Annotated in this window: 16 protein-coding genes; 13 read left to right on the top strand and 3 right to left on the bottom strand. The window is 72.8% G+C overall.

Features of this window, described 5'->3' with window-relative positions; genetic code table 11:
• Positions 1–68 precede the first annotated feature (68 nt).
• Complete coding sequence (locus RIN80_RS12310) at positions 69–575, bottom strand: cysteine dioxygenase family protein (RefSeq protein WP_309095605.1); 507 nt, start codon at positions 573–575, stop codon at positions 69–71.
• Between the two features lie 659 nt (positions 576–1,234).
• Between RIN80_RS12310 and RIN80_RS12305 the strand changes: the two genes are divergently transcribed.
• The 3 genes from RIN80_RS12305 (at position 1,235) to RIN80_RS12295 (ending at position 6,905) form a co-directional block, all read left to right on the top strand.
• Positions 1,235–1,498: a WhiB family transcriptional regulator gene (locus tag RIN80_RS12305; RefSeq protein ID WP_010034659.1), complete on the top strand. Its 264-nt coding sequence runs from the start codon at positions 1,235–1,237 to the stop codon at positions 1,496–1,498.
• A gap of 161 nt (positions 1,499–1,659) precedes the next feature.
• A complete protein-coding gene (locus RIN80_RS12300) occupies positions 1,660–5,358 on the top strand; it encodes a glycosyltransferase (RefSeq protein WP_309095604.1) in 3,699 nt (1,232 codons plus the stop codon).
• Positions 5,355–6,905 carry a DUF5719 family protein gene (locus RIN80_RS12295; RefSeq protein WP_309095603.1) on the top strand — a complete coding sequence of 517 codons (1,551 nt, stop codon included), beginning with the start codon at positions 5,355–5,357 and terminating at the stop codon, positions 6,903–6,905. The genes RIN80_RS12300 and RIN80_RS12295 overlap by 4 nt, the downstream gene beginning before the upstream one ends.
• Positions 6,906–6,954: 49 nt before the next feature.
• Here the strand turns inward: RIN80_RS12295 and RIN80_RS12290 are convergent, their stop codons facing one another.
• The gene (locus RIN80_RS12290; RefSeq protein ID WP_094057962.1) at positions 6,955–7,410 is read right to left on the bottom strand and encodes a metallopeptidase family protein; all 456 of its coding nucleotides are present in this window, start codon (positions 7,408–7,410) and stop codon (positions 6,955–6,957) included.
• 294 nt (positions 7,411–7,704) lie between these two features.
• Between RIN80_RS12290 and RIN80_RS12285 the strand changes: the two genes are divergently transcribed.
• The 9 genes from RIN80_RS12285 to RIN80_RS12245 all read left to right on the top strand — a co-directional run bounded on the left by RIN80_RS12285 (position 7,705) and on the right by RIN80_RS12245 (position 17,708).
• Entirely contained in the window at positions 7,705–8,127 is a 423-nt protein-coding gene (locus RIN80_RS12285; protein ID WP_010034669.1) for a DUF3499 domain-containing protein, read from the top strand.
• Positions 8,128–8,267: 140 nt separating this feature from the next.
• Positions 8,268–9,884 (top strand): L-lactate permease, encoded by a 1,617-nt coding sequence (locus RIN80_RS12280; protein ID WP_309095616.1) that lies wholly within the window; start codon positions 8,268–8,270, stop codon positions 9,882–9,884.
• A 103-nt stretch (positions 9,885–9,987) separates the two neighbouring features.
• The gene (locus RIN80_RS12275; RefSeq protein WP_309095602.1) at positions 9,988–11,352 is read left to right on the top strand and encodes a phosphomannomutase/phosphoglucomutase; all 1,365 of its coding nucleotides are present in this window, start codon (positions 9,988–9,990) and stop codon (positions 11,350–11,352) included.
• A 69-nt stretch (positions 11,353–11,421) separates the two neighbouring features.
• A complete protein-coding gene (locus RIN80_RS12270; protein WP_309095601.1) occupies positions 11,422–11,592 on the top strand; it encodes a Trm112 family protein in 171 nt (56 codons plus the stop codon).
• 104 nt (positions 11,593–11,696) lie between these two features.
• Positions 11,697–12,824: an SIS domain-containing protein gene (locus RIN80_RS12265; RefSeq protein ID WP_309095600.1), complete on the top strand. Its 1,128-nt coding sequence runs from the start codon at positions 11,697–11,699 to the stop codon at positions 12,822–12,824.
• A 55-nt stretch (positions 12,825–12,879) separates the two neighbouring features.
• Positions 12,880–14,031 (top strand): mannose-6-phosphate isomerase, class I, encoded by a 1,152-nt coding sequence (gene manA / locus RIN80_RS12260; protein ID WP_309095599.1) that lies wholly within the window; start codon positions 12,880–12,882, stop codon positions 14,029–14,031.
• Positions 14,032–14,184: 153 nt separating this feature from the next.
• Positions 14,185–15,159, top strand: a complete 975-nt coding sequence (locus RIN80_RS12255) for a cation diffusion facilitator family transporter (RefSeq protein WP_309095598.1) — start codon at positions 14,185–14,187, stop codon at positions 15,157–15,159.
• Between the two features lie 325 nt (positions 15,160–15,484).
• Complete coding sequence (ahcY, locus tag RIN80_RS12250) at positions 15,485–16,942, top strand: adenosylhomocysteinase (RefSeq protein WP_309095597.1); 1,458 nt, start codon at positions 15,485–15,487, stop codon at positions 16,940–16,942.
• 154 nt (positions 16,943–17,096) lie between these two features.
• Positions 17,097–17,708 (top strand): hypothetical protein, encoded by a 612-nt coding sequence (locus RIN80_RS12245; RefSeq protein WP_309095596.1) that lies wholly within the window; start codon positions 17,097–17,099, stop codon positions 17,706–17,708.
• Between the two features lie 39 nt (positions 17,709–17,747).
• Here the strand turns inward: RIN80_RS12245 and RIN80_RS12240 are convergent, their stop codons facing one another.
• Complete coding sequence (locus tag RIN80_RS12240) at positions 17,748–18,806, bottom strand: RDD family protein (RefSeq protein ID WP_309095595.1); 1,059 nt, start codon at positions 18,804–18,806, stop codon at positions 17,748–17,750.
• A 128-nt stretch (positions 18,807–18,934) separates the two neighbouring features.
• On the opposite strand from RIN80_RS12240, the gene RIN80_RS12235 reads away from it, so the two are divergent.
• A complete protein-coding gene (locus RIN80_RS12235) occupies positions 18,935–19,942 on the top strand; it encodes a stage II sporulation protein M (protein ID WP_309095594.1) in 1,008 nt (335 codons plus the stop codon).
• The last annotated feature ends 267 nt before the right edge of the window (positions 19,943–20,209 follow it).

Here is a 20,209-nt window from a genome sequence, read left to right as displayed (position 1 = left end):
GGGAGCCAGTCTCGCAGGCGCCTGTGACAACCGGTGCGCGGCTGTGGACAACCGGCGACGCGCACCGGTCAGGCCGTGACGGCGCCCGGCTCGGTGCGGGCGTCGCAGTGCGGGGCCGTGTGCATCGGCATCTCCGTCAGCCCCGGGTGGTACACGTGCAGACTCACCGCCGGTTCCAGTGCGTCGTTCACCACCTCGTGTACGTACCCCGGCGCGAACACGCGTTGCGCGCCCGCGCGCAACGCGCGCGTGCCCCGCTCCGTGCGCTCGGTCAGCGTGCCCTCCAGCACGGTCAGCACCCCGGAGGAACGGCCGTGGTCGTGCAGCCCGCTGCCCTGCCCGGGCACCCAGGACAGCAGCCAGACCTCGTAGCCCGGACCGCTGCGCAGCCGGTGGTACCAGCGGCTGGTCGCGTCGTAGCGGACGAGGTGCTCCCACTGGGAGCGGTCCTCGGCGAGGGTGCGGGCGAGTCCGACGAAATCGGCGACGGTGGACGGATGCTCCCGCGGGGTCTGGAGCAGGTGCGTGACCTCGAGGATGTCGCCGGCGATCTGGAGGTCGCTGTCGCTGTTCATGGGTGTGGTGGTTCCTCAGTGAAAAGAAGGTCAGAGGGAACGGCGGCCGGGAGACGGGTGGCCCGGCCTTCAGCTGGAGCGGGTGGGGCTCAACAGCTGGAACAGCAACAGCTACAGCGAGCGTGGGCAGCACCGACGGACCCGGCGGTGCGGGTCGTGGTGAGTGCCAAGTTCGCGAGCATGCCCACAAGGACACCGGTTCACACCCGCACTGTCAACTCGGCACCCGGTATGTGGGATGTGGTTCACCTCATCCGGTCGATCCCTCAGATGAAAGGTTTGTTCATGGCCTTGCCGGGACACATGGCGTCCATCCGGACGGACAAACCCCGTTGCGCACTCGTGATCCAAATGTGATCCGGTTCGCTTCGAGGGACGTGTCGGAACGGGATCGAACTCCTGGGCGTCCTTCTCCACAGAGGTCTGCGAGGGGTCCGGCGGACAGCGTGAGCCCTTCGGGGCTCCGTCTGTGTGTCAGGTTTTATGGTGATTTGAACACTTTCCGCATGGGCTTGGTTCCGCAGAGTGAATAAGGGGCTCAATAGCAGATCTCGGCTTGACTCGCCCGGAGCCGCACACTTGTAATTTCACTCGTGTCGTTCAGCCGGAATCGGTAACGGCTAGATCACGGGGACGCGAAAGACAGACGAGGGGCGCACATGACCGAGACGGTGCAGCAACTGCTGGTCGACGACGCGGACGAGGAGCTCGGCTGGCAGGAGCGCGCACTGTGCGCCCAGACCGACCCCGAGTCCTTCTTCCCCGAGAAGGGCGGCTCGACCCGGGAGGCCAAGAAGGTCTGCCTCGCCTGCGAGGTCCGCTCCGAGTGCCTCGAATACGCCCTCGCCAACGACGAGCGCTTCGGCATCTGGGGCGGCCTGTCCGAGCGGGAGCGCCGCCGGCTCAAGAAGGCGGCCGTCTGACCCGGCCCCCGGTGTGAACGGCCCGTCGCGGGTGGGTTGTCCACAGGCGGCGGGCCCCCTTGTTGCGCAGCCGATAGTGTGGTCGCTCGTCCGAGACGCCACGCTGCCCCCACCGGTCGCGGGCGTCCACCGCAGTCCACCGAACCGGGGCCCGTACCTCGATGTCCGTGCACAGCCACCCGGCAGCTCATCACGACAGCGCTGCCACACCTGAGTTCCCGCGTCATGTGGTGACCGCGGTCCTCGTCTCCCACGACGGCGCCCGCTGGCTGCCCGACGCGCTGGCCGGACTGCTCGGCCAGGAGCGGCCCGTCCAGTACGCGATGGGAGCCGACACCGGCAGCGCGGACGACTCCGCCCAGCTGGTCACCGACGCCCTCGGCGCCGACCGCGTGCTGCACCTGGCCCGCCGCACGGGCTTCGGCCAGGCCGTCGAGGAGTGCGACCGCACGGCCCCGCACCTCACCCCGGAGGAACTGCCGTACCTGAAGCGGCCCAGCGGCTGGGACCCCGTCACGCGCTCGTGGCGCGACGACGCCTACGACCTGCCCGAGCTCCCGCACGGCGAGCCGGTCCAGTGGCTGTGGCTGCTGCACGACGACTGCGCCCCCGAGCCCGACGCCCTGGCCCAGCTGCTGCGGGTCGTGGACAACGAGTACGAGCTGGGCCGCGAGGACGTCGCCGTCGTAGGCCCCAAGCTGCGCGGCTGGTACGACCGGCGTCAGCTGCTGGAGGTCGGCGTCACCATCGCCCACTCCGGCCGCCGCTGGACCGGCCTGGACCGCCGCGAGCAGGACCAGGGCCAGCACGACCACGTCCGGCCCGTGCTGTCGGTGTCCACCGCCGGCATGCTGATCCGCCGCGACGTCTTCGAGCAGCTCGGTGGCTTCGACCGGCACCTGCCCCTCATGCGCGACGACGTCGACCTGTGCTGGCGCGCCCACGCGGCCGGCTACCGCGTCCTCGTCGCCCCCGAGGCGGTCGTCCGGCACGCCGAGGCGGCCTCCCGCGAGCGCCGCACGGTCGACTGCGTCGGCCGCACGGCCGCTTCCCCGCACAAGGTCGACAAGGCCGGCGCCGTCTACACCCTGCTCGTCAACTCCCGTACGGCCGTGCTCCCCTGGGTGCTGCTGCGGATCGTGCTCGGCACCCTGCTGCGGACCCTCGCCTACCTCGTCGGCAAGGTGCCCGGACAGGCCGTCGACGAGATCCGCGGCCTGATGGGCACGCTGCTGCGGCCCGAGCGGATCCTCGCCGGGCGGCGCGGCAGAGGCGCTCCTCAGATCGACAAGGGCGAGCTGCGGCAGCTGTTCCCGCCGCCCGGCGCGACCATCCGGGCCACCGTCGAGCAGGTCGCAGGCGACCTCGTGGGCCGCTCCGACCCGGAGATCGCCTCCGGCGCCGGACGGCACGGCGGAGCCGTCGAGTCGGGCCCGGGCGGCGACGACGCCGACTTCCTGGAGATCGAGCAGTTCGCCCGGCTCAAGCGCATCGCGCGCAAGCCCGGCCCGGTGCTCTTCCTGGTGCTCCTGCTCGTCTCCCTGGCCGCCTGCCGCGCGCTGCTGGGCGGCGGTGCCCTCGCGGGCGGCGCGCTGCTGCCCGCCCCGGCCGACTCCGCCGAGTTGTGGGCGCGTTACCTGGACGCCTGGCATCCGGTCGGCGCCGGCGGGACCTCCGCCGCGCCCCCGTACGTGGCGATCGTGGCGATGCTGGCGTCCCTGCTGTTCGGCTCGGCCGGCCTCGCCGTCACGCTGCTGCTCGTCTGCTCGGTGCCGCTGGCCGGCCTCACCGCGTACTTCGCCTCCCGTCCCCTGGTCGAGTCCCGGCTGCTGCGCGCCTGGGCGGCCGTGGTCTACGCCTTCCTGCCCGCCGCCACCGGCGCCCTCGCCGGCGGCCGGATCGGCACGGCCGTGCTGGCGGTGCTGCTGCCGCTCGTCGCCCGCGCGGGCATCGCCGCGAGCGGCCTGGCCAACCCGGCCGGCACGCGCGGCAGCTGGCGCGCCACCTGGGCGTACGCGCTGCTGCTGACCATCACCACGGCGTTCACGCCCGTGGTGTGGCCGGTCGCGCTGCTGCTCGGCCTCGGTCTGCTGGCCCTGCGCCGGTCCGACCTCCCGGCCTACGGGCTGCGCTTCCTCGCCCAGCTCGGCACACCCCTGCTGCTCCTCGCGCCCTGGTCGCTGACGCTGCTCCCGTTCGGCTTCTTCCGGGAGGCCGGCCTGGAGTACGGCCCCTCGGCGGCCTCCGCCCTCGACCTGCTCGGCGCCAGCCCGGGCGGCCCCGGCACCGTCAGCGGCCTGATGCTCATCGGCATCGTGCTGGCCGCGCTCGCCGCCCTGCTGCGCCGAGAACGCCAGGCGGGCATCCGCACGGCCTGGACGGCCGCCCTGATCGGCTACGTCTTCGCGGTGCTGTCCAACGGCTCCGCCTGGGCCGGCCCCGCCACCCTCGTCTACGGCATCGCCCTCCTCGCGGCCGCCGCGCTCGGCGCCGACGGGGCACGTGCGCGCGTGGCCGAGCAGAGCTTCGGCTGGCGCCAGCCGGTCGCCGCCCTGATCGCCTTCGCCTCGGCCGCGGGCCCGCTGCTGATCGCCGCCGGCTGGATGATCCGCGGCGCCGACGGACCGCTGGAGCGGCGCGACCCCACGCAGGTCCCCGCGTTCGTGGCTGAGGAGAGCGGCACCCGCGACCAGGCCCGCACCCTCGTCCTCGACAGCGACTCGGGCGCCCACGTCGGCTACATGCTGGTGCGCGGCTCCGGCGCCCGCCTCGGCGACGGCGAGATCGCCGCGGCCGACGGCGAGAACAGCCGGCTCGACAAGGTCGTCGCCAACCTGGTCGCGGGCTCCGGTGCCGACCAGGCCGACCAGCTCGGCGGCTTCGCCGTGCGCTACGTCCTCGTCCAGCAGGGCACGCCCCGCGAGATCACCCGCGTCCTGGACGCCACGCCGGGCCTGACCCGGCTCAGCCAGCAGAGCGGCGGCGCGCTGTGGCGGATCGACCGCGAGGTCGCCCGCGCCATGATCGTCCCCGCCTCCGGCTCGGGCACGCCCCAGCCGGTCGCGGCGGGCCCCGTCGAGGTCCACACCACGCTCCCGGCCGGCGCCGGCGGGCGTGTCCTGCGCCTGGCCGACACCGCCTCCGACGCCTGGACCGCCACCCTCGACGGCAAGCCGCTCACCCCCACCACGGTCGACGGCTGGGCCCAGGGCTTCGAACTCCCCGCCGGCGGCGGCCGGCTGGACGTCACCTACGACGAGCCGATCGGCCACACCGCCTGGCTGTGGACCCAGGGCGCGCTCGCCCTGGTCCTGGTGGTGCTCGCCCTGCCCGGCCGGCGCCGCGACATCGACGACGACCTGCCCGAGGAGCCCGCCGCCCCCGCCCAGGCCGTCGCCGGCGAGGGCCGCCGTGCCCGCCGCCTGCGCGCCCAGGCGGAGGCCGAGACGGAAGGCGCGCCGGAGCCCGAGGAGTTCCCGCAGTTCCCGCCCCCGCAGGCCGAGCAGCCCCCGGTGAGCGTCCCCCAGCAGAACCACGGCCAGTGGGACACCACCGGCTACCCGGGCGGCGATCACGCCGGCTACGCCGACCCGTACCGGAACGCCCCGTACCCGGCCGACGCCTACGGGCAGCAGCAGTACCAGGCGGATCCGTACCAGGGCGGCCAGTACGACCCGTACGCGTACGGCGGTGGTCCCCAGCCCCCGTCCCATGACCAGCAGGGCTACGACGAGCAGGGCTACGACCAGCAGGGCTACGACCAGGCCTACACCCAGGGCTACGGCACGCCGTACGACCCGGCGCAGCAGCATCACCCCCACGGCACGGGCAGTGAGCGTCCCGACGGGAGCCAGCAGTGAACCGCACGACCCTGTCCCTGATCGCCGGCACGACCGCGCTCGCCGCCGTCACCGGCTTCGCCGCGCTGTCCCAGCCGGACGCGCCCGGCGCGGAGACCACCGCCAAGGCGGCCGCCCAACTGCCCGTGGAGCGCACGAGCCTGCTGTGCCCCGCGCCCAGCACGTCCGACATCGCGGAGACGTCCTACACCTCCTTCACGCCCGTCACGAAGGGCACCGGCAGCGGCGGCAAGGCCGAACTCCGCGCGGCGGCACAGCAGTCGGCGGACGGACCGGCCGCGGGCGAGGACGACGGCGAGTCAGGCGGAAAACAGACCGGAAAACAGACCGGAAAGCAGACCGGAAAACAGACCGGGAAGCCCGTGCTGGCCCCCAAGGAGCCCGGCGAGCCCGTCACCGCCGACAGCTCCGGCGCCGAGGCGCCCGCCCTGGTCGGTACCGCCGACGGCCGCTTCGCGCCGGGCTGGACGGTCCAGGAGACAACCGAGGTCGCCGCCGGGACCGGCCGCGGTCTGCAGGGCGTCAACTGCACCGCTCCCGACACGGACTTCTGGTTCCCGGGCGTCAGCACCGCGGCCGACCGCACCGACTACGTCCACCTGACCAACCCCGACGACTCGGCGGCCGTGGTCGACATCGAGCTGTACGGCAAGGACGGCGCCCTGAAGTCGGCGGTGGGGGAGGGCCTGACGGTCCAGCCCCACTCCACCGACCCGGTCCTGCTGTCCACCCTGACCGACGAGGAGCAGTCCGGCCTCACCGTGCACGTCAACGTGCGCAGCGGACGGGTCGGCGCCGCCGTGCAGGCCCTGGACGACAGGATCGGCGGCGACTGGCTGGCCGCGTCCGCCGACCCCGCGGGCAGTCTGGTGCTGCCCGGCATCCCCAAGGACGCCACCTCCGTGCGCCTGGTCGCCTTCGCCCCCGGCGACGCCGACGCGGACCTCAAGGTGCGCCTGGCCTCCCCCTCCGGCCTGATCACCCCGGCCGGTCACGAGACGGTCCACGTCAAGGGCGGCATGACGACCGCCGTCGACCTCGGTGACGTGACCCGCGGCGAGGCCGGCTCCCTGGTGCTGACGCCGACGGACCGGTCGGTGCCGGTGGTGGCGGCCGTACAGGTGGTGCGCGGCAAGGACGGCAAGCAGGAGTCGGCGTACATCCCGGCCACCCGCCCCGTCGGCACGCGCGCGACGTCCGCGGACAACAGCGCCGAGGACAGCACCCTGTCCCTGACCGCCCCCGGCCGCGCGGCCACCGTCAAGGTCACCGCCTCGGCGGGCAGCGAGGGCGGCACGCCGGTGTCGAAGACGTACACGATCAGGGCCGGCACGACCCAGGACATCGAGCCCCCGGTCCCCGCCGGCCTGAAGGGCACGTTCGCGCTGACGGTCGAGCCGGTCTCCGGCGGCCCGGTCTACGGCGCCCGCACGCTCGCGGCGACGGAGGGCGGCGTCCCGGCGTTCACCGTGCAGACGCTCCCCGACGACCGGGGGACGGTGGCCGTGCCGGAGGCGGACGAGGACCTGTCGGTGCTGCAGAAGTAACGCCGAGGGGCCGGTTCGGCCCGGTGCTCAGAGGAAACCGGGGGCCGCCTCAGCCCTGGTCCTCCCCGTACCGCGGGTCGACGGTCTCCGGGGTGAGCCCCAGCAGCTCGGCGACCTGCTCGACGACGACCTCGTGCACCAGCGCGGCGCGCTCGTCGCGGCCCTTGGTGCGGATCTCGACCGGCCGCCGGTAGATCACCACGCGTGCGGGGCGGCCCTCGCGCGCGCTGATCGTGCCGCCGAGCGGGACCGCCTCGTCGTTCCAGGCCTGGCCGGGCCCGTCGAGCCGCGGCACCTCCAGCACCAGGAAATCGATGTCGGCGAGCTGCGGCCACCGGCGCTCCAGGCGTTCCACGGAGTCCTGCACCAGGTCCGCGAACGCCTCCGCGCGGCTCGCGGCGAGCGGCACCTGCGGGGGTGCGATCGGGCCGCGCATGCCCCGGCCGTGGCGATCACGGCGGCGGGGCCCGGGGGCGGCGGCACGGGGCGTTACGGGCTTGTCCATCACTGGTGAAGGGTAGTCCCCGCCGCGCCCCCGCGCCCGGCGCCGCACGGCGGCACGGACGGCTTCCGGCCGACCCGTTCGGCATGTCGTTACATGACCATTCAAGCCAAGGTTGGGCTCGATTCCGTATCCCGCCGAGACCGGCGACCTCACGGCAATTGAGGGTTTTGTGATGACTCTTGACCGCTTACGGGACGGTTCGGCATCGCTCGCGACCATGTCCGGGCAGGTCAGGAAGGTACCCCCGAAAGGGGGTGTGGGACGTCTCACAGCACGACACGGTGGAGTGACCTGGTGGAGAGTCGTCGCGGCCCGCTCAAGAGTGCGGTACCGTCCAACGTCGTGAGCCCTGTACGTCGCTGTTCGCGCACCGCCTGCGGCCGTCCCGCCGTCGCGACGCTGACGTACGTCTACGCCGACTCGACCGCGGTCCTCGGCCCGCTCGCCACCTACGCCGAACCCCACTGCTACGACCTGTGCGCCGAGCACTCCGAGCGCCTCACCGCCCCGCGCGGCTGGGAGGTCGTCCGGCTGCTCGACGGCTCGGCCCCGGCCCGCCCGAGCGGGGACGACCTGGAAGCGCTCGCGAACGCCGTGCGGGAGGCCGCCCGCCCCCAGGAGCGGGCGGCCGGAGCCGGTGGCGGCGGCCGTGCGGCCGACCCGATGGAGGTCGCGCGGCGAGGGCACCTGCGGGTCCTGCGGTCGCCCGACAACTGACCGGGCTTCCGTCCCTCCCGACTCGGCTCCTCCGTTTCTCCCCACGCGCCCCCATTGACGCCAGGTTGGCGCGGACATGACCATTCCGTTCCGAGGTCGCGAGAAATCGCTCTCGCATGGCGGAAACCGGGGAGGCGCCCGTGTACGTCCAGGAACTGGAACCCGTCGCCGGCTCGCTCGGCCTGTCCGCCCTGGTGGCCGCCCTGCCCTTGGTGATCGTCCTGGTCCTGCTCGGCGGCCTGCGCGCGAAGGCGCACCTGGCGGGTCTGACCGGCCTCCTCGCGGCCGTCCTGGTCGCCTCGCTCGCCTACGGCATGCCGCTCGGCCAGACCCTCTCCAGCGGCGCCCAGGGCGCCGTCTTCGGCCTCTTCCCCATCCTGTGGATCGTCGTCAACGCGCTGTGGGTGTACCGGATGACCGTCCGCACCCGGCACTTCGACATCCTGCGCCGGTCCTTCGGGCGGCTCTCCGACGACCCGCGCATCCAGGCCCTCGTCATCGCCTTCTGCTTCGGGGCCCTGCTGGAGGCGCTCGCCGGCTTCGGGGCACCCGTCGCGATCAGCGCGGTCATGCTGGTCGCCCTCGGCTTCGAACCGGTGCGCGCCGCCGTCGTCGCGCTGGTCGCCAACACCGCGCCGGTGGCCTTCGGCGCGATGGGCACCCCGGTCGTCACCCTCGCCCAGGTGACGGGCCTTCCGCTGGACTCCGTCGCGTCCGTGGTGGGCCGTCAGACACCGTTGCTGGCCCTCGTGGTGCCCCTGGTGCTGGTCTGGCTGGTGGACGGCCGGCGCGGGCTGCGCGAGACCTGGGTGCCCGCCCTGGCGTGCGGAGCCGCCTTCGCCGTCGCACAGTTCGCCGCCTCCAACTACGTCTCCGCCCAACTCGCCGACATCGGCGCCGCCCTGGCCGGAGCCGGCGCCCTGGTCGCCGTCCCGCACGCGCGCGTGCCCGCCGCCGAGTCCGTACGCGCCTCCGTGCTGACCGGCGTCCGCAGCGACGAACTGGACCAGGAGGACCCGCCCCGCGAGGTGCTGCGCGCCTACGCCCCCTACGCGCTGATCGTCGCGGTCTTCTCAGGCGCCCAGATCCCGGCCGTCAAGGTCTGGCTGGCCCGGGCCACCCAGACCTACGACTGGCCCTTCCTGAACGTGGCGGGACCCGACGGCGAACCCGTCGGCGGCAACGTCTTCACCTGGCCGATCGTGTCGACCGGCGGCACGCTCGTCCTGCTCGCCGGGATCGGCACGGCCGCCCTCCTCGGCGTCCACGCGCGCGTGGCCGTGCGGGAATGGCTGGCGACCGTCCACGAACTGCGCTTCGCGATCCTCACGGTGACGTCCGTCCTCGCGCTCGCCTACGTCATGAACCTCTCCGGACAGGCCGCCACCATCGGCCACTGCGTGGCGGCGGCCGGAGCCGGACTCGCCTTCCTGTCGCCCGTCCTCGGCTGGTTCGGCGTCGCCGTGACCGGCTCGGACACCTCCGCCAACGCCCTCTTCGGCGCCCTCCAGGTCACCGCCGCCCGCGAGTCCGGACTCTCCCCCGAGCTGCTGGCCGCCGCCAACAGCTCCGGCGGCGTCCTCGGCAAGATGATCTCCCCGCAGAACCTCACCATCGCCTGCGCGGCCGTCGCACTGGCGGGCCGCGAGGGCGACCTGCTGCGCAAGGTGCTGCCCTGGAGCCTGGGCCTGCTGCTGGTGATGTGCCTGATCGTGGTCGGCCAGAGCACCCCGGCCCTGGGCTGGATGCTGCCCTGACCTGAGGTTACGGCTGTGGGTCCACGCGGCGACCGCCCGGCGGGCCACCGGCGGGTGCGGGTAGTTTGGACCGACCGATAGGACTTTCAGGAAGAGGCGGGGCGTGGCTGCTGATCTGTCGCAGGTCGTCAAGGCGTACGACGTACGCGGGGTCGTCCCCGACCAGTGGGACGAGTCCCTGGCCGAGCTCTTCGGGGCGGCCTTCGTACGGATCACCGGCGCGAGCGCGATCGCCACCGGGCACGATATGCGGCCCTCCTCACCGGGCCTGTCCCGGGCCTTCGCGCGCGGCGCCGCCGCACAGGGCGCCGACGTGACGGAGATCGGCCTGTGCTCGACGGACCAGCTGTACTACGCCTCCGGCGCGCTGGACCTGCCGGGCGCCATGTTCACCGCCTCCCACAACCCGGCGCAGTACAACGGCATCAAGATGTGCCGCGCGGGCGCCTCCCCCGTCGGCCAGGACACCGGCCTCGCGGAGATCCGCGAACTGGTCGAGCGCTGGAGCGAGTCGGGCGCCCCGGAGCCCGCCGCGACGACGGGCACGATCAGCGCCCGCGACACGTTGCCGGACTACGCGGCCCACCTGCGCTCGCTGGTCGACCTGACCTCCATCCGCCCCCTGAAGGTCGTCGTCGACGCGGGCAACGGCATGGGCGGCCACACCGTCCCCGAGGTCTTCGCCGGCCTGCCCCTGACCCTGGTGCCGATGTACTTCGAGCTGGACGGCACCTTCCCCCACCACGAGGCCAACCCCCTCGACCCGGCCAACCTCGTCGACCTGCAGAAGCGGGTCCGCGAGGAGGGCGCCGACCTGGGCCTGGCCTTCGACGGCGACGCCGACCGCTGCTTCGTTGTCGACGAGCGCGGCGAGCCCGTCTCCCCGTCGGCGATCACCGCCCTGGTCGCCTCCCGCGAACTGGCCCGGCACGGCGGCAGGGGCACGATCATCCACAACCTGATCACGTCCTGGTCGGTCCCCGAGGTCGTGAAGGAACAGGGGGGCACCCCGGTCCGCACCCGCGTCGGCCACTCCTTCATCAAGGCCGAGATGGCCCGCAGCGGCGCGATCTTCGGCGGTGAGCACTCCGCCCACTACTACTTCCGCGACTTCTGGAACGCCGACACGGGCATGCTGGCCGCCCTGCACGTCCTCGCGGCCCTCGGCGGCCAGCAGGGCACCCTGTCCGCCCTCGTCGCCTCCTACGACCGCTACACCGGCTCCGGCGAGATCAACTCCACGGTCGCCGACCAGCAGGCCAGCCTCGCCGCGATCCGCACGGCCTACGAGGGCCGCGACGGCATCACCCTCGACGGTCTCGACGGCCTCACCGTCTCCGCCGCCGACTGGTGGTTCAACGTCCGCCCGTCGAACACCGAACCCTTGCTGCGCCTGAACGCGGAGGCGAGGGACGCGGCGACCATGGCCCGCGTGCGGGACGAGGTACTGGCGATCATCAGGGGCTGAGGCCCCGGCCCCACCGGCGGTAACCTGACCAGGCACGTCCCAAGCGCCCGCACCTCGAAGGAACCCCTCATGCCCCTGGAATCCGGCCTCCTGGAGATCCTCGCCTGCCCGGCCTGCCACGCCCCCCTCAAGGAGCAGGAAGCCGAGCTGATCTGCACCGACACCCAGTGCGGCCTGGCCTACCCGGTGCGCGACGGCATCCCCGTGCTCCTCGTCGACGAGGCCCGCCGCCCCGCGTAGCCGGCACGTCGCACCGCCCGGGCGCACATACCTCCCGGGCCCTACGGGCACCGACGTAGCACGACATCCGCACAACGGACCCCGGCCACCGGAGGCTGCCGCTCATGCTCGACGAATCGCTGCTCGATTCCCCGGAGGGCCTCGCCGAGGCCGACCACCGCGGTTTGCTCCGCGGCGCCGCGGAAGCCGGCGCCCGCGTCCGCACGGCCGTCCGCCACGCGGCCGAGGCCGGCGTCAACGACCTCAAGCCCGACGGCCGGCCCCGCGCCGTCCTCATCGCCGGCCCCGGCGCCGCCGCCACCCACGCGGCCGACCTCATCGGCACGCTGGCCGGGGCGGGCAGCCCCGTCACCCGCCTCGCCCCCACCGGCGTCGCCCCCGCGGCTGGCGCTCTGCGCTGGGAACTGCCGGGCTGGGTCGGCTCGGTCGACCTCCTCCTGATCACCACCCCCGACGGCACCGAACCGGGCCTGTCCCTCCTCGCCGAGCAGGCCTACCGCCGCGGCTGCAGCGTCGTCGCCGTGGCGCCCAGCCGCTCCCCGCTCGCCGACGCCGTCAACGGCTCCCACGGCCTGTTCGTCCCCATGGCGACCGCCCCGTACGACCAGGAGGAGCCGTTCGCCGCGTCCGCGCCCGGCGTGCTGTGGGCCCTGCTCACCCCGCTCCTCGCGCTGCTGGACCGCACCGGCGTGCTCGCCGCCCCGCCGGACGTCCTCGGCAGGGTCGCCGACCGCCTCGACCGCGTCGCCGAACGCTGCGGCCCCGCCATCGCCACCTACAGCAACCCCGCCAAGACCCTGGCCGCCGAACTCGCCGACGCGCTCCCGGTCGTGTGGACCGAGGGCGTCTCGGCCGGCCCGGCGGGCCGCCGCTTCGCCGCCGCGCTCGCCGAACTCTCCGGCACCCCCGCGGTCGTCGCCGAGCTGCCCGAGGCCCTCGCCGCGCACAGCGCCCTGCTCGCCGGACCCCTGGCCGCCAGCGCCGACCCCGAGGACTTCTTCCGCGACCGGGTCGACGAACCGCCCGCCCTGCACGCGCGCGTGGTGCTCCTGCGCGACCGCCCCATCGGCGGCCTCACCGCCGCCCCCGGCGCCCGCGACCTCGCCCTCAGCCACGACACACCGATCAGCGAACTGGAACCGGAGGAGGGCGGCGAGCTCGAGACCCTCGCGGAACTGATCGCCATGACGGATTTCGCCGCGGTTTACCTGGCGCTCGCCTCGAGGGCCTGATCTTGCCCGGGACACCCTGACGCGCCCGCCCACCCGCACACGCAGAGAGAACCCCATGGACCGCCTCGACAACACCATCCGCCCCTACGCCTGGGGTTCCCCGACCGCCATCCCGCAGCTGCTCGGGGTCGAACCGACCGGCGAGCCGCAGGCGGAGATGTGGATGGGCGCCCACCCCGGCGCACCCTCGCGCACCGGGCGGGGCACGCTCGTCGAGGTCATCGACGCCGACCCGGAGAAGGAGCTCGGACCGGCCGCGGTCGCCCGGTTCGGCCCCCGCCTGCCCTTCCTGCTCAAGATCCTCGCCGCCGGGGCCCCGCTCTCCCTCCAGGTCCACCCCGACCTCGCCCAGGCCCAGCAGGGCTACGCGGACGAGGAGCGCCGCGGCATCCCCGTGGACGCCCCGCACCGCAACTACAAGGACGCCAACCACAAGCCCGAACTCATCTGCGCCCTCACCGCGTTCGACGGCCTGTGCGGCTTCCGCGCCCCGCTGGAGGCCGCCGGCCTGCTCGACGACCTCGGCGTCGCCTCCCTCAAGCCCTACGTCGACCTGCTCCACGCCCACCCCGAGGACGCCGCCCTGCGCGAGGTCCTCACGGCGATCCTCACCGCCGACCGCGAGGAGATGTCCCGCACGGTCGAGGAGGCGGCCGCCGCCTGCACCCGCATCGGCGGCGTCTACGCCCCCTACGCCGACATCGCCCACCACTACCCGGGCGACCCCGGCGTCATCGCCGCGATGCTGCTCAACCACGTCCGGCTGCAGCCCGGCGAGGCCCTCTACCTCGGCGCCGGCGTCCCGCACGCCTACCTGAACGGCCTCGGCGTGGAGATCATGGCCAACTCCGACAACGTCCTGCGCTGCGGCCTGACCCCCAAGCACGTCGACGTCCCCGAACTCCTGCGCATCGTCCGCTTCCACGCCGCCGACCCGGGCGTCCTGCGCCCCGAGGCGGCCCCGGACGGCGAGGAGGTCTACGAGACGCCCATCGACGAGTTCCGCCTCTCCCGCTACGTCCTGCCCGAGGCCGGCACCACCCACGACCTCACCCGCCCGGCCCCGCAGATCCTGCTCTGCACGGCCGGCACGGTCCGCGCCGGCGAGCACGACCTGACCCCCGGCGCGTCCGTCTTCGTCCCGGCCGGCGAAAAGGCCGAAGTGTCCGGAACGGGAACGCTTTTCCGGGCCACGGTCATCGCCTGACCGTTTCGACACCCCCCGGGCTGGTGACCTGAGACACCGCGGCCGGAACGGGCTGCAACAATGGCCCACCGTCAAGCACGGGCAAAGCCACGGGCGCCGCACACGGCGGCGTCCGGGCCCCGAAAACGGCGTACGAAGGGACAACGCGAACACATGAGCGCGTCAGGCGGCACCAAGGCGATCGTGGCGGCACTGGTCGCCAACCTCGCGATCGCGGTAGCGAAGTTCGTGGCGTTCCTCTTCAGCGGCTCGTCGTCGATGCTCGCGGAGTCCGTCCACTCGCTCGCCGACTCCGGCAACCAGGCACTGCTCCTGGTCGGCGGCAAGAAGGCCAAGCGCGAGGCCACCCCGCAACACCCCTTCGGCTACGGCCGCGAGCGCTACATCTACGCCTTCCTCGTCTCCATCGTGCTCTTCTCGGTCGGCGGCATGTTCGCCCTCTACGAGGGCTACGAGAAGATCAAGCACCCGCACGAGCTGACGCACTGGTACTGGCCGGTCGGCGTCCTGGTCTTCGCGATCATCGCCGAGACCTTCTCCTTCCGCACGGCCATCAAGGAGTCCAACCTCCTGCGCGGCAAGCGCTCCTGGAAGGAGTTCGTCCGCCACGCCAAGGCCCCCGAGCTCCCGGTCGTCCTGCTGGAGGACCTCGGCGCCCTCGTCGGCCTGATCCTCGCCCTCGGCGGCGTCGGCCTCGCCCTGCTCACCGGCGACGCCGTCTGGGACGGCATCGGCACCCTCTGCATCGGCATCCTGCTCATCCTGATCGCCCTGGTCCTCGCCGCCGAGACCAAGTCGCTCCTGCTCGGCGAGTCCGCCGGCACCGAGGAGACGCAGAAGATCGAGGCCGCCGTCGTCGACGGCGACACCGTCACCCGCATCATCCACATGCGCACGCTCCACCTCGGCCCCGAGGAGCTCCTCGTCGCCGCCAAGATCGCCGTCCGGCACGACGACACGGCCACGGAGATCGCCTCCGCCATCGACGCCGCCGAGGCCCGCATCCGCGAGGCCGTCCCCATCGCCCGCGTGATCTACCTGGAACCGGACATCTACAGCGAGACCGAAGCCGCCAAGGGCCCCGACCCCGAGGCCTCCCCCGGAGGCCCGGCCCCCGCGGCCCACTGACCCCTCACCTCGCGCCCACGGGGCCCGCCGGACCACCCGGCGGGCCCCGTCGCCGTCCCCGGCCGCGCCCCATGATCGGCTCGATGTGTTCGCGGACGGACTGGGGTTCGCCCCCGCCCCCGGTGTAGCTTGGGACGGAGCCAGACGTCGCTGCTGATGGCGGTCGGGCGGTCCCCCCGGGGACCGGCCGAGGGAGAGAGGGCCTCCGACGGACTGCGCTGCGCGTACGCGGGCATGCCTGTGTCCTCTTCCGGGCACCCCTGTGTCCGCCGCCGCGCAGACCAGCCGTACCCACCTCGACCCAACCCCCGAGGAGCAGCTCGCAATGACGACTGTCGAGAACCGACAGGACTTCAAGGTCGCCGACCTCTCCCTGGCCGAGTTCGGCCGCAAGGAGATCACCCTCGCCGAGCACGAGATGCCCGGCCTGATGGCGATCCGCAAGGAGTACGCCGAGGCGCAGCCCCTCGCCGGCGCCCGCGTCACCGGCTCCCTGCACATGACCGTGCAGACCGCCGTCCTCATCGAGACCCTGGTCGCCCTCGGCGCACAGGTCCGCTGGGCCTCCTGCAACATCTTCTCCACCCAGGACCACGCGGCCGCCGCCATCGCCGTCGGCCCGAACGGCACCCCGGACAACCCGCAGGGCGTCCCCGTCTTCGCCTGGAAGGGCGAGACGCTGGAGGAGTACTGGTGGTGCACCGAGCAGGCGCTGACCTGGCCGGACAGCCCCACCGGCGGCCCCAACATGATCCTGGACGACGGCGGTGACGCCACCCTCCTCGTCCACAAGGGCGTCGAGTACGAGAAGGACGGCAAGGTCCCCTCGCCCGACACCGCCGAGTCCGACGAGCACCGCGTCATCCTGGAGCTGCTGACCCGCACCCTGGGCGAGAACCCCCGGAAGTGGACCCAGCTCGCCTCCGAGATCCGCGGTGTCACCGAGGAAACCACGACCGGCGTCCACCGCCTGTACGAGATGCAGCGCGACGGCGTCCTCCTCTTCCCGGCGATCAACGTGAACGACGCCGTCACCAAGTCGAAGTTCGACAACAAGTACGGCTGCCGCCACTCGCTCATCGACGGCATCAACCGCGCCACCGACGTCCTCATCGGCGGCAAGACCGCGGTCGTCTGCGGCTACGGCGACGTGGGCAAGGGCTGCGCGGAGTCCCTGCGCGGACAGGGCGCCCGCGTGATCGTCACCGAGATCGACCCGATCTGCGCCCTCCAGGCCGCGATGGACGGCTACCAGGTCACGACCCTCGACGAGGTCGTCGACAAGGCCGACATCTTCATCACCACGACCGGCAACAAGGACATCATCATGGCCTCGGACATGGCCAAGATGAAGCACCAGGCCATCGTCGGCAACATCGGCCACTTCGACAACGAGATCGACATGGCCGGCCTCGCCAAGATCCCCGGCATCGTCAAGGACGAGGTCAAGCCGCAGGTCCACACCTGGACCTTCCCCGACGGCAAGGTGATCATCGTCCTGTCCGAGGGCCGCCTGCTGAACCTGGGCAACGCCACCGGCCACCCGTCGTTCGTGATGTCCAACTCCTTCGCGGACCAGACCCTGGCCCAGATCGAGCTGTTCACCAAGCCCGACGAGTACCCGACCGGCGTCTACGTGCTGCCCAAGCACCTCGACGAGAAGGTCGCCCGCCTCCACCTCGACGCGCTCGGCGTGAAGCTGACGACGCTCCGCCCCGAGCAGGCCGAGTACATCGGCGTGAAGGTCGAGGGTCCGTACAAGCCGGACCACTACCGCTACTGAGCCCAGCAGCACCGCTGCCGGTCAGTCGGCCACCGGTCAGAACCCCGAGGCAGGCCCCCCGCACCCCCGTGCCGGGGGGCCTGCCCCGTTCCGGCCGACCGGCGTTCCGGCCCGGCCGGTGACCGGCCCCAGCCCGTCAGGACCCATAACCCCCATGCCCCGCGGCCGTTATTCGCTCCACGATCCGCACGATCACACCCCCCTCGCGGAAGAACACTTCCAATGCGCCCCCGGCCCCTCCGGCTGGCGCTACGTCTCCCAGCTGACCACCCCCTCGGGCGATCACCACGGCTCGGTCGACCTCACCCTCGACGAACTCGGCCGCCCCCTCCGCCTCGAACTCCACGCCGCCGCCTGGCAGGTCCGCGGCGCCGCCCTCGACGGTGTCACCTGGGTCCGCACCGACCCCACCGGAACTGACGCCACGGAAGGCAATGTGCGCGCCCACGCCTTCACCGGCACCTCCCCGGCGTTCCTCGTCGCCACCGCCCGTCTCCTGCGCCTCACCCCCTCGGCCGCCACCCGCGTACGCCTCGTCGCCTTCACCGATCCGGTCCTCGCCCCGCGTACCGTGGACCAGTCGTGGACCTTGCTGAAAAGAGAAGCACACACCACTGACAACGGCCCGCTGATCGTGGACGAATACCAGGTCACAGCCCTGGACACGGGCGAACAGCACCTCGTGCACATCGCCGGCGACGTGGTGCTCGCGGCCCCCGGCATCGAGCTGGAAGACCTCGAGTCACCCCCGTCGCAGTTCAGCTGAGCGGGAAGTCCCGCGCCCTCGCCCAGGCCGGGCCCCCGACTAGGCCGGCGGCACGAACCCCGTGCCCGGACGCCTTCCGCCCGTCGCCTCATCCGACGCGGCCGTCCGCCCCTCACGAGCCGGCTCGGACCGGCCCCCCGACGCCACGACCGGAGATCCCGTCGCAGCCGCGGGGGGAGCGGCAGGCGGCGCCGGAACAGCCGGCGGGGCGAACGCCGACGGGGCCGGCGCACCGGACGCGGTCGGTCCATCGACCACGCTCGACGCACCGGACGCGGTCGATGCACCGGTACCGTCCGCCCCACCGGACCGCGTCGGCCCAGCGGCGGGAACCGCAGCCGCCCCCGAACCGCCGCCGAAGGCCCGCCGCGCCTCCCGCGCCTGCCGCTCCTGCACCACGGCCGCCAGATAGGCCGCCGGCGGAATCCCGTGCGGCACCGGAGCCCCCGTACGTGCCGCGAGATCGGACGCCAGCCGCTCCGCCATCGACCAGCCCACCTGCGGATCCAGCTGCTGCATCCGCGTCAGGTACTGCCGCACCGCAAGCCACAACCCGTCCGGCACCGCCGACAGATCGAGCTGCGAGAACCGCCCCGCCAGCCACGGCGGAGGAGGCGGCACGAACCCGGTCCGCGTGACCGGGATCCGCTCCCGTACGACGAGGGTCCCCGCGAACACGTCCCCCAGCCGCCGCCCGCGCGCCGACACGAACGAGGCGATACAGGCGAGGATCCCAAAGGTCATCAGGATCTCGATCACCCCGATCAGACCCCGCACCAGCGCGTGCCGGAACCGGATCGGCCCGCCGTCGTCCCGCACCACACGCAGGCCGCAGGCCAGCTTCCCGAGCGACCGCCCATGACTGAGCGTCTCCACCGCGATCGGCCCGCCCACCAGCACCAGAACGAACGACGCGATCGACAGCGCCGTCTGCGCCGCCTGGTCCAGCGAAGCAGTGGAAGCGACCAGCGCGATGGTCACGGCGACGTAGACCGCCATGGCCGCCACCAGATCGAGCAGCACGGCCAGCGCCCTGCTGGGCAGCCTCGCGGGGCGCAGCTCCAACGCCACAGCCTCGCCCGTCACCAGCTCACTCACGCACGCCGTCCTTCCCCTGCCCTGCCCCCGACAGGGCCAGTCTGCCAAGCTGAGAGCGCATCGCGCCGCAGTACGACAAGCTGATCCACGACGAGCCGCCGACGAACAGCCGAGGAGCAGGCACACCGATGGACCTCGACGTCTTCGTCTCCGCCCACCGAGCGGAGTGGGACCGCCTCGAAGCCCTGCTCCGCCGCCAGCGCCGCCTCAGCGGCGCGGAGGCCGACGAACTCGTCACCCTCTACCAGCGCACCGCCACGCACCTCTCGCTGATCCAGTCCAGCGCCCCCGACCCCCAGCTGACCGGCCGGCTCAGCCAGCTCGTGGCACGCGCGCGTAGTGCCGTCACGGGAACACGACGGGCCTCCTGGCGCGACGTCACCCGTTTCCTCGCCCACGGTTTCCCCGCCGCCGTCTACAGGTCCCGCCGCTGGTGGGTACCGACGGCGCTCCTCTCCACGGCCGTGGCGGTCCTCCTGGGCTGGTGGATCGGCACCCACCCCGAGGTCCAGGCCTCCATCGCGGCGCCCAGCGAACTCCGCGAGCTGACCCGCCCGGGCGGCCAGTACGAGACGTACTACTCCAGTCACCCGGCGGCCAGCTTCGCCGCCCAGGTGTGGACGAACAACGCCTGGGCCGCCGCCCTCTGCCTGATCCTGGGCGTCTTCCTGGGACTGCCGGTCATCTGGATCCTCTTCCAGAACATGCTCAACCTCGGGATCGGCTTCGGCCTGATGTCCTCGGCCGGCCGCCTCGACACCTTCCTCGGGCTGGTGCTCCCACACGGCCTGCTCGAACTGACCGCGGTCTTCGTCGCCGCCGGCACCGGCCTGCGCCTCGGCTGGACCCTCATCGACCCGGGCCCGCGCACCCGGCGCATCGCTCTGGCCGAGGAGGGCCGGGCCGCCATCGGCATGGCCATCGGCCTGGCCCTGGTCCTCTTCGTCTCCGGCGCCATCGAAGGCTTCGTCACCCCGTCCGGCCTCCCGACCTGGGCCCGCATCACCATCGGAGTCGTCGCCGAACTGGCCTTCCTCGCGTACGTCTGGATCCTGGGCGGCCGTGCGGCCCGCGCGGGAGAGACCGGGGACGTGGAGGCGGCGGAGCGCAGCGCGACCGTCCCCACGGCCGCGTGATCCTCCCCCCGACCACCGGATGTGCGACCACGTCCGTTCAACTGCTAGTCTCCTCTTCGCCCCACAGGAGCCGTTGACACGGCGAGCGTGGGGAGGTAGATTCGAACAGTTGCCTGGAGAAGGGGTTCTCCCCTCGGGCCGGCGACGGTGAGCATCTGTCTGCTTCTTGAATCACTGATTCCAATGAAGCCCCTCCCGATGAATCGGAAACGAATGGCCGGTCAATCCGGTCCGAAGCTTCTGATAAAGTCGGAACCGCCGGAAAGG

It is taken from the genome of Streptomyces sp. (assembly GCF_031181705.1).
Lineage (GTDB): Bacteria > Actinomycetota > Actinomycetes > Streptomycetales > Streptomycetaceae > Streptomyces.
Note: the sequence above shows the minus strand (reverse complement) of the source record. Positions and strands in the feature narration are given on the sequence as shown.